We start from the raw sequence: 11874 nt of genomic DNA, 5'->3' as shown, positions 1-11874 counted from the left end.
GTGGATCACCTGTTGTGCGTCACGCGGTGTGGCTCACGAGCAGTTCTGACCGCGGTTCACACAGTTGGCGATCTTGTTGGCGAGATTGTTGGTGGTGATGCTGATGAAGTCGTCGTGGTCGGTGGAGGGCTTGTGGAGCTGCTCCGGGAAACCGTCCACGGCGTAGGCGTTCTTCACCTGGCCGTTCTCGATGGTGGGCGGCGTGATGTCGTACACCAGGCGCATGGTGAGCTGCGGAATGGCCTTGAAGCCGTTCTGGCAGTTGCCATTGGCGTCCGCGAAGGCCACGTGGGTGCGGTGGTTGGCGCTGTCGGTGTTCTGGCCGTCCCAGCAGCTCTGGAAGGCGAAGGACCGCACGACCTTGCTGCCCTGCGGGCAGATCGGGTACTGCTCGGTGAGCTGGACCTTGTTCTCGAACCCGGTGCAGCTCCAGTGCGCGTTGGCGTTGGCCAGACCGTTGGTGGTGGTCTTCGCGTCACCGGTGATGATCCGCAGGAACTGCGGCATCGCCACGACCTTGCCGGTGGGGCTGCCGACGTACTTGATCTGCGCCTGGACCGGCGTCAGGATCTTGCCGACGTTGCCCTCCTTGCCGCCGCCGTCGTTGTTCTGGTCGAAGTCCTGCGAACCGTCCTGGACGCGGACGACCGGCCAGTAGTACGACGACAGGTCGCTCTTGTTCTGACAGCTCGTGCCGCCCTGGAGGAACGTGTCGTTGCTGGCGAACGCGTCGATCTTCTGGTTGCCGACGTAGTCGTGCAGGTGGTGCGCGCCGTTCTTCACGCCGGGCGCCACGATGACGTTGTCGGTGTTGTGGTTCTTGTTGGTGTTCACACCGCAGCGGGTGGTGAAGGTGCCCCGCGAGGCGTTGCGGGCGTTGCGCGGCTTGGCCTTCACGTTGGCCTGGGCCTTGGTGATGTCGACGAAGTCGGCCGCGACGGGGCCGTTGCCGGCCTGGCCGCCGATGTTGCCGCCCTGCTGGCCGCCGTTGTTCTGGCCGCCCTGCTGGCCGCCACCCTGCTGCTGGCCGCCGTTGTCCTGGCCGCCACCCTGCTGCTGGCCCCCGCCCTGCTGCTGACCGCCGTCCTGACCGCCCTGCTGACCGCCCGCGTTGGTCTGGTCGGCCGGGGTGCCGGTGCAGTTGGCCAGCGTGTCCAGGTCACCCGGGGCGGTGCCGCCCACGCGGGTGATCTCCAGCTTGATCCGGTCCAGGATGTTCTGGCGGCGGTCCTTGAGCGGCTGGAGGATGCTGTTCTGGACGAAGCTCGCGTCCCGCGTCTGCGCGTCCCGCGTGGTCGCCAGGCGCTGGTACGCCTCGGTGATCTGCCGGTCCAGGTTGGACAGTTCACCGGCGACATCGGTACGCGCCTTGTCCGGCACGTTGGTCAGCTTCTGGCCGACGTCCGGGCACGAGATCGTGGCGACCTGCGCGGCCGCGGCCTTGGTGCGGTTGCCTCCCCACGCGTCATTGTCCGACTCGTGAGCCGAGGCGTAGAAGTTCGCCCAGATCAGCCCGCCCCCGCCGAGCGCTAGGGCCGCCGATGCGGCGGTGACCTTGATGGCCAGCGGCGAACGGCGTTTACGTGTGTTGCGTCCCATGGAACTCCTCTGACTTCCTTGCGGGGCAGCTTCGAGGCGCCCGACAGGAGTGAAGCGGCGCCCTTCCATACGCACGCCGCCCCAGAGGTGTTCACCGGTCTCACAAATATTTCCCAGGTCTACCCGCGCTCGGCGGGTGAAATGCCTTCTGAACTGGGGGAGTTGGAATTCGCCCTGAGTGCCGCCGCCTCCTTGTCCGCGGGCACGCCCGGCGCCTTCCGGCCCGGCCGCCCGGGCACCTGCCCGCCGATCGAGGTCAGCCAGCGCCAGGTGTCGGCGACCGTCTCGTCCACCGGCCGGCAGTGCAGCCCGGTGGCCAGCGCCCGCGACACGTCCCCGCGGTGCACACAGGACAGCTCGCCGTCCGGCGGCGCCCAGACCGGCAGCTCGGTCCACGGCTCGATCCCGGCCGCGAGGACCGTCTCCGGGTCGGTCCAGCGCAGCTCGGCCACCGAGCCGGTGACCTCCCGGCACCGCTCCAGCAGCTCACCCATGGTGGTGTGGCCCGGCGCGCTCGCCAGGTCGTACGGCCCGCTCAGCCCCTTGTCCAGCGCGCTCAGCACCCAGTCGGCCAGGTCGCGGGCGTCGATGTACTGGATCGGCATCTCCCGCGGGCCCGGCGCCAGCACCTCACCGCCGCGCGCGATCCGGGTGAGCCAGTACGGGAGGCGGCCGACGTTCTCGTAGGGGCCGAGGATCAGGCCGGCCCGGACCAGCAGGGTGCGGTCGGGGCCGAAGGTGTCCAGGACGGCCAGCTCGCCGCCCCGCTTGTCGGCCGCGTAGTCGGTGGCGTCCGCGTCGGCGGCGCCCTCCACCAGGGGGCCCTCCTCGGCGAGGCCGCCCAGGGTGGGCCAGGGCCAGGTGTAGACGGAGCGGGTGGATATGTAGGCGTACCGCTCGGCGCGGTCCTTCAGGAGGCGGGCCGTTTCCAGCACGGTCCTCGGCGCGCCCGTCCAGGTGTCCACGACGGCGTCCCAGCGGGTGTCGTCGGCGGTGAGCGCGGCCAGGCCCTCGGGTGTGGTGCGATCACCATGCAACGACCGCACGTCCGGCGGGGGTTGGCGGTTGCCGCGGTTGAACGCGGTCACCTCCCAGCCCCGTTCCAGCGCGGCCTCCACCACGGCCCGGCCCACGAACTCGGTTCCGCCCAGCACGAGTAGCTTCATGCCGGGGATCATGCCCGGAGCGGACGCGGGCGGCACCCACGTCCGCTCAGAGCGGATCGGCTCAACCGGCCGTCGGGGGCGTGTACTTGTAGCCCACCCGGCGCACGGTCTGGATGGCGTGCCGGTACCGGGCGCCCAGCTTCCGGCGCAGCCGGGCGATGTGCACGTCGACCGTACGGCCGTCGCCGACGTGGCCGTATCCCCAGACCGTGGTGACCAGTTGGTCGCGAGTGTGCACCCGGTGCGGATGCGCCACCAGATGCGCGAGCAGCTCGAACTCCAGGTAGGTCAGGTCGAGTTCACGGCCGTCGACATGGGCGATCCGGCGTACCGCGTCGATCCGCACCACCGGCTCGGGGGCGGGCTCGGCCGGGGCGGGGACGGCCACCGGCGCGAAGGGCGGCCGCTGGTCGGCGGGGACCAGGACCAGGTAGCCGACCATCGGCGGGCGGCCGGGGAGGTCGGGCAGGGTGTGCGGCGGGGCGGGCAGCCAGGTGGCGCCGGGCGGGAGCAGGTCCGCCATGGTCTCCGCGACCGCCTCCGGGACGGCGGGGGAGGGCAGATGCCACTCCTCGTCCCGGTCGACGGCGCGCAGCCGGTGCCGGGGGCCTTTGGCCGGGGAGGCGGGGCGGTCGGTGAGGGTGGTGGCGGTGGACTGAGGACGGTGGGTCGCCATGAGAGGTCAGCTCTTTCGCGCGAGGAGTGTCGTCGGGCGAGGCGGCGGCCGTGACTCGTGGTCCGGGACTGGTGGTCGGGGACTGGTGGTCGGGCGCACGCCAGGGGGACGTTCGTCGTGACGCGCTGGCCGGAGGCCGTTCAGGTCCGTGAGGGCGGTGGTGTCCGGCGCTCAGGGACCGACGGTGCTCAGAGGGCTCGCGCGGTGGCCGCGCGGCAACACTCTCGGTCGAAGTCGTCGTGCTGACGGGAAGGCCAGAACGGCTCCAGGTCCTCACGACCCGTAGCTACGAAGTTCTGGATGCCGACCATGCGCCCATTGAAGCAGACGCGGGCGCCGCCGAGGAGCCCTCTCTCACCCCTCGGACGCCTCCTTGACACCTTCTTGGCCGAAACCCGCTGCCGGCCGGGGGTACGCCGAAGGGCGCCCACCGGCTCGGCGGGCGCCCTTCGGCGTATGCGGGATCAGACCTGGCCGGCCTTCTCCAGCGCGGCGCAGCAGGTGTCGACCAGGAGACGCGTCACCACGTACGGGTCGACGTTGGCGTTGGGGCGGCGGTCCTCGATGTAGCCCTTGCCGTCCTTCTCGACCTGCCACGGGATGCGGACCGAGGCACCGCGGTCGGAGACGCCGTAGCTGTACTCGTTCCACGGGGCGGTCTCGTGCAGGCCGGTGAGGCGGTCATCGATGCCGGCGCCGTAGTTCTTGACGTGATCCAGCGGCTTGGAGCCCTCGCCGAGGGACTCGCAGGCGGTGATGATCGCGTCGTAACCCTCGCGCATGGCCTTGGTGGAGAAGTTGGTGTGCGCGCCCGCGCCGTTCCAGTCGCCCTTGACCGGCTTGGGGTCGAGGGTGGCGGAGACGCCGAAGTCCTCGGCGGTGCGGTACAGCAGCCAGCGGGCCACCCAGAGCTGGTCGGAGACCTCCAGCGGGGCGAGCGGGCCGACCTGGAACTCCCACTGGCCGGGCATGACCTCGGCGTTGATGCCGGAGATGCCGAGACCGGCCTTGAGGCAGTTGTCCAGGTGGGTCTCGACGATGTCACGGCCGAAGATCTCGTCGGCGCCGACACCGCAGTAGTAGCCGCCCTGAGGGGCCGGGAAGCCGTTCTCCGGGAAGCCGAGCGGGCGGGTGCCGTCGAAGAAGGTGTACTCCTGCTCGATGCCGAAGATCGGCTCCTGGGCGCCGAAGCGCTCCTCGGTCTCGGCGAGCGCGGCACGGGTGTTGGACACGTGCGGCGTCATGTCGATGTCGAGGACCTCGCACAGCACCAGGATGTCGTCGCCGCCGCGGATCGGGTCCGGGCAGGTGAAGACCGGCCTGAGCACGCGGTCGGAGGCGTGGCCCTCGGCCTGGTTGGTGGAGGAGCCGTCGAAGCCCCAGATCGGAAGCGCGTCGAGACCGGCCGGGGCACCCGTGATGATCTTCGTCTTGGAACGGAGCTTGGCCGTCGGCTGGGTGCCGTCGATCCAGATGTACTCGGCCTTGAAGGTCACGGGGACACATCCTTCGGGGTGGTTCGGGCGCACACGAGGTGCCGCGACGCCGCGGCACGGGCGCCGCGTCGATATGTCCGGCAGCGTGCCAACAGGCGATTTCCCGATCATTGCCCGTGTGTGAACCCCGTGTTACCTGGAGGTTCTGTGTTGCGGCTCACCATGTGGTCGCCGCACATGACGGAGGCGGGGTCCGGGGGCGCCGCCTGTTCCTCCTGCGCGGGTGGGTGCGCAAGGCGGCGAGCCACGGACCCCGCCCGTCGGTACGGGGTGTGCGGGGTGCGGGAGACCGGGGAGCGGCCCGGAGCCGACATCGCGGTCGGTCCGGGCCGTCGTCTCACCGGTTTCCGTTCACCTCGTGGCGCCTCACCCCACCTTCTCGATCACGGCGCGGCGGATCAGGAACTTGCCCGGTTCCCGGACCTGCTCGAAGGCCGCGTTGTTGAGAAGGGCGCAACTGCCGGACACCGAGGCGACCTTGACGGTCGTGGACTTGTTGTTGTCCAGGTTGGTGACCTTCAGCGTGGTCCCGATCGGGAACTGGTTGCTGGACGCGGCCGGGGCGCCGCCCTCGCCGGAGAGCGTGACGGTCGAGCCGTTGCAGACCTGCTGGCCGGAGGCGGCGGCGCCACCGCCGCCTCCCTGCGCGGGCGGAGCGCTCTGCGCGGGCGGCGCACTCTGCTGACCGCCGGCCTGCTGCCCGCCACCGGCCTGCTGCCCGGCGCCCTGCTGGCCCGCGCCCTGCTGGTTGCCCGCCTGGGAGCCCTGAGCCGACTCCCCAACGGTGCAGCCGGCGGCCTGCTGCTGGACCTTGATCTGTGCGATGACCGCCTCGCGGTTGGCGATCCGGGCCGAGGACTGCGCGTCCGGGTTCGCCTTCTGGTCCGCGATGAACTTCTGGTTGTTGCCGAGGGCGGTGGCGAACCCCTGGCACACGGTCGAGTCCGCGGCGGACGACAGGGTCTTGGCGTCCTGCGGGCTCTGCGCCGCGTTCGAGGTGGCCGCCAGGGCGAAGGCCCCACCGCCCGCCACCGCGGCGGCGCTGACGAGCAGCGCGATCTTCTTCTTGGTGCCGAGACTTCTCCTGCGCGACATCGGCGCCTCCAGGGGGGTAGGGGAGCGTACGCCGCTATGTACGGGAGGCCCGGCCGCCGTGTCTCAACGGTGACACGCGTTGCGTAAGTGACCTACGTCATACGGAAGTTGGCCCGCCCCGCCGCAGAGCGTCCCGCACCGCCTCCTCCGACCGCGCCACCAGCGCCGTCCCGTCCTCGGCGGTGATGATCGGCCGCTGGATCAGCACGGGGTGCTCGGCGAGCGCGGAGATCCACCGCTCCCGCGCATCCGCGTCCCGGGCCCACTCCTTCATCCCCAGCTCCCCGGCCACGGCTTCCCCGGTCCGGGTGATGTCCCACGGCTCCAGCCCGAGCCGCCCGAGCAGCTCCCGGATCTCCGAAGCGCTCGGCACGTCCTCCAGATACCGGCGCACGGTGTACCCGGCTCCCTCGGCATCCAGTACGCCGAGCGCGCTGCGGCACTTGGAACAGGCGGGGTTGATCCAGATCTCCATGGGGGTACGGTACGCCGCGCCCGCCCTGTTCGATTTCCTGGCACCCCTCGCGCCACTCGTGTGACAGTACGCCAATTACCGGTCCCACCAGGGGATTCCGTGCTTCTTCACGCCCTCCCCGTTGTCGGTGGGCGCCGGTAGACTGGGGGCAGTGTTCGAGAGGATTCGCCGGGGGGTTCCGGTGGGTGCTCCGCTCGCCACAGGAGGGTGTTCCGTGTCCGTTGCCGCTCTGAGGAACAAGCCGTCGCCGACCCAGTCCACCGCCAGGCGGCCCGTGCCGCTCGACTCGCCGTACACGCCCGCCGTGAAGCGTCCGCTGCCCGCCGGGCGGCCGCGTGAGTGGTACGTGACGCACAACCGGCGTCTGAAGGCCATGCGCCTCGCCATAGCCCTGCTCGACTCGGGCGTCTATCTCCCGGCCCAGGCCCGCGACGAGGAGATACGCGACACGGCGGACCGGCTCGGCGTCCACCCGCCGTCCGCCACGACCTGCCGCATGGTCCGGGCGCTCCTCCACTGATCCCTCCGGCCGGGCGCCTCCCGGGGGCGCCCGGCACTCACCCCGCCGGCAGCTCGGCCGCCGGCCTGCGTCCGTCCTCCGGGTGATCGCGGAACCACAGCCCCAACCTGTGCTCCGCGTCCGGAAGTTCGAGCCTGTTGTTCACTCACGGTCACCGAACCCGGAAAAGGAGATGCACTCACAGTAGCCGCGCCGGTACGTTGAATCGCCAGGAGGTTCCGTCATGAGCGTTCTCATCGTCGCCGCCACCCTCACTCTGGCCGTTCTCGGTATCGGTAACCACCTCTACTGGCTCGCCGCCGTCGCCCTGCTCTGCCTGTACTACAGGGGCGGCCGTGGCTCGCCACCACCACCCCCGCCGCCCGGCGGAGGTCCGCCCCCGGAGACGTACCGCGCCTACCGCGACCGCCGTGACCGGCAGGCCAAGTGGGAGCGGCGCTACCGCCGCGAGCGTCCTCACGAGGCGCGGCGGCTGCAGCGGGAGAAGAGCCGCTAGCCCTTCAGCCCGTCATTCCCGGCGCGTCCCACAGCGGGAACCACCGGGACGTGTCCTTCTCGATCCGCAGGTCCCCCTCCAGCGCCGACGCCACCTGAAGCTCCAGGGTGTTGTCCCGGCGCTGGTGGCCGGGGCGGGTGCACAGCGGGTAGAAGGTGCCCCGCTTGTAGAGGTAGACCAGGGCCAGCCGGCGGTCGTCGTCCTGGTCCGCCCGCTCGAAAGCCGCGAGGGAACACAGCAGTTGGGGGCCGAAGCCGTTGGCCTCCAGCGAGCTGTTCACCGCGTGGAGGTCGTTCACCAGCTCGGGGAGCTGCTCGGGGGAGCGGTGGGAGCTGAGCCAGGAGTAGCCGTAGTCGTCCTGGGTCAGCTCCACCGGAGGGCCCTCGCGCCCGGCGTCCGCGTCCAGCAGGGCCCGCACCTCACGGTGCGTCTGCTCGAACGCCGCGCCCTCCACCGTGGCGAAGCACACCGCGCCCGCGCCGGTCGGCGTGAACCCGGCCGCCGCCTGGAGGGTGATCGCCGCCGAGGGCAGCGCGAAGAGCTGGTCGAGATCGGGCGCCACCGGCTTCGTACGCCCCAGCAGGATGTCCAGCAGACCCAATGATCAGCCCGTCTTCTCGGGGGCGGCGGCCTCGCCCAGCTCCGCGGAGATCCGGCCCAACTGGGCGAGCCGCTGCTCCAGGGGCGGGTGAGTGGAGAAGATCCGCTCGATGCCCGGCTCCTTGCCGGTCGCGGGGGTGAAGTAGAACGCGTTGAACGCCTGCGCGGTGCGCAGATCCTTGGTCGGGATACGGGCGATCTCCCCGGACACCTTCGTCAGCGCCGACGCCAGCGCCGAGGGGCGGCCGGTCAGATGCGCGGCCGCGCGGTCGGCGGCCAGCTCGCGGTACCGGGAAAGTGCCCGGATCAGCAGGAAGCTGATCGCGTACACGGCCGCCGAGACACCGATCACCGCGGCGAAGACCGCGGCGGTGTTCTGGTCGCGCCGGCCCCCGCCGAAGAGCTGCGAGTAGAACATGAACCGGACGATCAGCCCGGCGATCACACCCAGGAACGAGGCGATCGTGATCACGGCGACGTCCTTGTGCGCCACGTGCGACAGCTCGTGCGCCAGCACACCCTCCAGCTCGGCCGGCTCCAGCCGCCGCAGCAGCCCGGTGGTCACACAGACCACCGCGTGATCGGGGTTCCGGCCGGTGGCGAACGCGTTCGGCATGTCCAGCTCGGACACGGCGATCACCGGCTTCGGCATGTCCGCGATGGCACACAGCCGGTCCACCACCGCGTGCAGCTCGGGACACTGCTCCCGCTCCACCACATGCCCGCGCATCGCGAACATCGCGATCTTGTCGGAGAACCAGAACTGGGCCACGACCATCACGGCCACCAGCACCGCGACGACGATCCACGACTTCAGCAGCACGATCAGCGCGGCGACGAACCCCACGTACAGCAGCCCGAGCAGAAACATGGTGACCGTCATCCGCACGGTCAGCCGACGGTCACTGCGAAAACGGCTCCGCATCCCGCATCACCCCATACTCGGCCTCTCCCCCTGCCTCCAGTGTGCACCCGGCGCGGCCCATGCCGGTGCCCGCGACCGGCAAAGGCTTTCCCCGCGTCGCCGAGCAGCGACAGGGCCGCCGGGTCTCTGCCGTTGACCGGGTCCCTGCCGTTAATAGGGCGACCTCATCCGTGCCCAGCCCAAGAGCACGATCACCGCGGCCACGCAGCCCAGTACCAGGACCGTCGACAGCCACGAGCTTCGGCGGGAGCCGTGGGACGGGGCCGGGTCGGCGCGGAACGGGATCGGGTCCGGGGGGTTCTCCTTCCAGCGGGCCGCGAGCATGCGGGCCCGCGCGGACGGCTCCTTGTGTTCGGAGGCGTCGGCCCACCTGAGGTCGAAATCCCGCTGCTCGTCGTCCTGTTCGGCCATGTCACGCAAACCCTTTCCTACTCCCCGAGGGTCATGATCCCCCGAGAGTAGGAAGCGCGAGCGGCGCAAAAGGTTGCACGCCTGCGGCTCCGGATGCCGAGCGGGAGGTGCTCACCTAGCATCGGATAAGTGCCGCAGAGCGGGACGCGTTCCGTGTCGTCCCGGCGACCGAAGGCGGCCAGCCCACCGACCGCGCCGGACTTCCCACTCCGAGTGCGCGGCCATCCGAACCGTGCAGTCCCGTACCGCACGCGGGGTGGAAGGAAGGTACGTCCATGAATGCACAGCGCACCAGGCGTTTCGTGGCGGCGTCCGCCGCCGGTCTCCTCCTGGCGGCAGGCGGAGCGATCGCCACCGCAGGCACCGCCTCGGCCAGCACGACCACCCAGGTACCGACCAATCGCGGCTGCGGCTGGTGGGGCAACTGCGGCTACGGCTACGGGCCGGGCTACGGCTTCAACCACGGCTACGGCCCCGGCTACGGCTACAACAACGGCAGCGTCGTGGTGATCGTCGTTCCTGGATGATCACGCCAGAGCAGGCGCGGAGGGCCGCCGTCCCGGCTGGGGTGGCGGCCCTCTTCGTCACGTGGCGTCCGGCAGCTCCACCGTGATCCTGAGCCCGCCCGAGGGGCGCGGGGCGAGGGTCAGGGTGCCGTCGTGGGCGTGGGTGATGGTCTGGACGATCGCCAGGCCGAGTCCCGCGCCCGCGTGGTCGCTGTGGACACGCTCGGTGCCGCGCCGGAACGGCTCGGTGAGCGTCGCGGCCAGCTCGGGGGAGAGGTGCTCGCCGGTGTTCTCGACGGTGAGCGCCACCGTGCCGGGCCGCGCCGCCGTACTGACCCACACCCGGCCCTGACCAGGCAGGTTGTGGACGATCGCATTGTGTACGAGGTTCATGGTGAGCTGGAGCAGCAGCGCCTGCGACCCCCTCGTGGGCGTGATCTCGCCCGAGGTCTCCAGGGAGATGCCGTGCTTCTCCGCGAGCGGCAGCAGCGTCTCGGTCGCCTCCTCCGCCAGCAGGGACAGGTCGACGTCCTCCCGGCCGAAGGCCCGCTGCTCGGCCCGGCTGACCAGCAGCAACGCCTCGGTGAGGTCGATCGCGCGGGCGTTGACGGCGTGGAGGCGGTCGAGGAGTCCGGCGGTGTCGTGCTCGGGGTCGGTGCGGGCCACGTCCAGCAGGGCCTTGGAGATCGCCAGCGGGGTGCGCAGCTCGTGCGAGGCGTTGGCCGCGAAGCGCCGCTGTTCGGCGACGTGCGCGTCGAGGCGGGCCAGCATCGTGTCGAAGGCGTCCGCCAGCTCGCGGAACTCGTCCCGCCGTCCCGGCAGCCGGATGCGGTGCGAGAGGGAACCGTTCGCCGCCTTCCGGGTCGCCTCCGTGACGCGGGTCAGCGGCGCGAGCATACGGCCCGCGAGGAACCACCCGCCGGCCAGGCCGAACACCAGCAGGAACGCCAGTACCCCGGCCGCGCGCGGCGCGAAGACCCGCAGCAGGTTGGAGCGGACCGGGAAGACGTCGTACCGGATCGGCGTGCCCGAGGGCACGATCAGCGCCCGCTCTGGCACGTACCGCAGCAGGAACAGCCACACCGCGCCGAGCAGCAGCGCGCCGGCGAGCATGAGGAACCCGGCGTAGCTCAGAGTGAGCCGGAGGCGGACGCTCGGTCCCGGCGCCCTATCCACGCCCGCTCCCGGCGTCGATGCGGTACCCGACCCCCGGCACGGTGGCGATGAGCCAGGGCTCGCCGAGCCGCTTGCGCAGGGCGGAGACGGTGATGCGTACGGCGTTGGTGAACGGGTCGGCGTTCGCGTCCCACGCCCGCTCCAGCAGTTCCTCCGCGCTGACCACCCCGCCCTCGGCGGCGACGAGCACCTCCAGCACCGCGAACTGCTTGCGGGTCAGCGCGACATGACGCCCGTCCCGCTGGACCTCCCGGCGGAACGGGTCCAGCCGCAGCCCCGCGATCTCCCGTACCGGCGGCCGGTGATGGGCCCGCCTGCGGTCCAACGCCCGTAGCCTGAGCACTAGTTCGCGCAGGTCGAAGGGTTTGGTGAGGTAGTCGTCGGCGCCGAGCCCGAAGCCGGACGCCTTGTCGTCCAGCCGGTCGGCGGCGGTGAGCATGAGGATCGGCATCCCGCTGCCGGAGGCGACGATCCGCCGCGCGACCTCGTCACCGGAGGGGCCGGGGATGTCCCGGTCGAGCACGGCGATGTCGTACGCGTTGATCCCCAGCAGCTCCAGCGCGGTGTCCCCGTCACCCGCGATGTCCGCCGCGATCGCTTCCAGACGCAGGCCGTCCCGGACGGCCTCCGCCAGATAGGGCTCGTCCTCGACGATCAGCACACGCATGCCATCGAGGCTACGAGGCGCCGCGTATCGTCCGCATATCGGAAACCGCATACGCCGTCGCAACAC

14 protein-coding genes are annotated in these 11874 nt (G+C 70.9%); 3 read left to right on the top strand and 11 right to left on the bottom strand.

The window, feature by feature from the left end:
* Positions 1–33: 33 nt before the first annotated feature.
* From ACZ3HQ_RS24140 to ACZ3HQ_RS24115, 6 genes are all read right to left on the bottom strand, one after another.
* Entirely contained in the window at positions 34–1599 is a 1566-nt protein-coding gene (locus ACZ3HQ_RS24140; RefSeq protein ID WP_467513941.1) for a DUF1996 domain-containing protein, read from the bottom strand.
* A gap of 119 nt (positions 1600–1718) precedes the next feature.
* A complete protein-coding gene (locus ACZ3HQ_RS24135) occupies positions 1719–2765 on the bottom strand; it encodes an NAD-dependent epimerase/dehydratase family protein (RefSeq protein WP_467513939.1) in 1047 nt (348 codons plus the stop codon).
* A 61-nt stretch (positions 2766–2826) separates the two neighbouring features.
* A complete protein-coding gene (locus ACZ3HQ_RS24130) occupies positions 2827–3441 on the bottom strand; it encodes a winged helix-turn-helix domain-containing protein (RefSeq protein WP_467513938.1) in 615 nt (204 codons plus the stop codon).
* A gap of 464 nt (positions 3442–3905) precedes the next feature.
* A complete protein-coding gene (gene glnII / locus ACZ3HQ_RS24125) occupies positions 3906–4937 on the bottom strand; it encodes a glutamine synthetase (RefSeq protein WP_467513937.1) in 1032 nt (343 codons plus the stop codon).
* 366 nt (positions 4938–5303) lie between these two features.
* Positions 5304–6032, bottom strand: a complete 729-nt coding sequence (locus tag ACZ3HQ_RS24120) for a hypothetical protein (RefSeq protein WP_467513935.1) — start codon at positions 6030–6032, stop codon at positions 5304–5306.
* A gap of 97 nt (positions 6033–6129) precedes the next feature.
* A complete protein-coding gene (locus ACZ3HQ_RS24115) occupies positions 6130–6507 on the bottom strand; it encodes an ArsC/Spx/MgsR family protein (RefSeq protein ID WP_467513934.1) in 378 nt (125 codons plus the stop codon).
* A gap of 214 nt (positions 6508–6721) precedes the next feature.
* Between ACZ3HQ_RS24115 and ACZ3HQ_RS24110 the strand changes: the two genes are divergently transcribed.
* On the top strand, positions 6722–7027 hold the full coding sequence (locus ACZ3HQ_RS24110; RefSeq protein ID WP_467513932.1) for a hypothetical protein: 306 nt from the start codon (positions 6722–6724) through the stop codon (positions 7025–7027).
* A 223-nt stretch (positions 7028–7250) separates the two neighbouring features.
* On the top strand, positions 7251–7523 hold the full coding sequence (locus tag ACZ3HQ_RS24105) for a hypothetical protein (protein WP_467513931.1): 273 nt from the start codon (positions 7251–7253) through the stop codon (positions 7521–7523).
* A gap of 4 nt (positions 7524–7527) precedes the next feature.
* On the opposite strand, the gene pspAB is transcribed toward ACZ3HQ_RS24105, so the two are convergent.
* The 3 genes from pspAB to ACZ3HQ_RS24090 all read right to left on the bottom strand — a co-directional run bounded on the left by pspAB (position 7528) and on the right by ACZ3HQ_RS24090 (position 9459).
* Positions 7528–8124, bottom strand: a complete 597-nt coding sequence (gene pspAB / locus ACZ3HQ_RS24100; RefSeq protein ID WP_467513929.1) for a PspA-associated protein PspAB — start codon at positions 8122–8124, stop codon at positions 7528–7530.
* 3 nt (positions 8125–8127) lie between these two features.
* A complete protein-coding gene (htpX, locus tag ACZ3HQ_RS24095; RefSeq protein ID WP_467513928.1) occupies positions 8128–9048 on the bottom strand; it encodes a zinc metalloprotease HtpX in 921 nt (306 codons plus the stop codon).
* Positions 9049–9198: 150 nt separating this feature from the next.
* Positions 9199–9459 carry an SCO2583/SCO2584 N-terminal domain-containing protein gene (locus ACZ3HQ_RS24090; RefSeq protein ID WP_467513926.1) on the bottom strand — a complete coding sequence of 87 codons (261 nt, stop codon included), beginning with the start codon at positions 9457–9459 and terminating at the stop codon, positions 9199–9201.
* Between the two features lie 275 nt (positions 9460–9734).
* Here ACZ3HQ_RS24090 and ACZ3HQ_RS24085 point away from each other — a divergent pair, with 275 nt between their 5' ends.
* Positions 9735–9986, top strand: coding sequence for a hypothetical protein (locus ACZ3HQ_RS24085; protein WP_467513925.1), 252 nt, complete (start codon positions 9735–9737; stop codon positions 9984–9986).
* A 57-nt stretch (positions 9987–10043) separates the two neighbouring features.
* On the opposite strand, the gene ACZ3HQ_RS24080 is transcribed toward ACZ3HQ_RS24085, so the two are convergent.
* The gene (locus tag ACZ3HQ_RS24080; protein ID WP_467513924.1) at positions 10044–11141 is read right to left on the bottom strand and encodes a sensor histidine kinase; all 1098 of its coding nucleotides are present in this window, start codon (positions 11139–11141) and stop codon (positions 10044–10046) included.
* Complete coding sequence (locus tag ACZ3HQ_RS24075) at positions 11134–11808, bottom strand: response regulator transcription factor (protein WP_401631294.1); 675 nt, start codon at positions 11806–11808, stop codon at positions 11134–11136. Before ACZ3HQ_RS24075 ends, ACZ3HQ_RS24080 begins: the two co-directional genes overlap by 8 nt.
* Positions 11809–11874 lie beyond the last annotated feature (66 nt).

Source organism: Streptomyces sp. NPDC018263, assembly GCF_055562575.1.
This window is presented reverse-complemented; position numbering and strand designations above follow the sequence as displayed.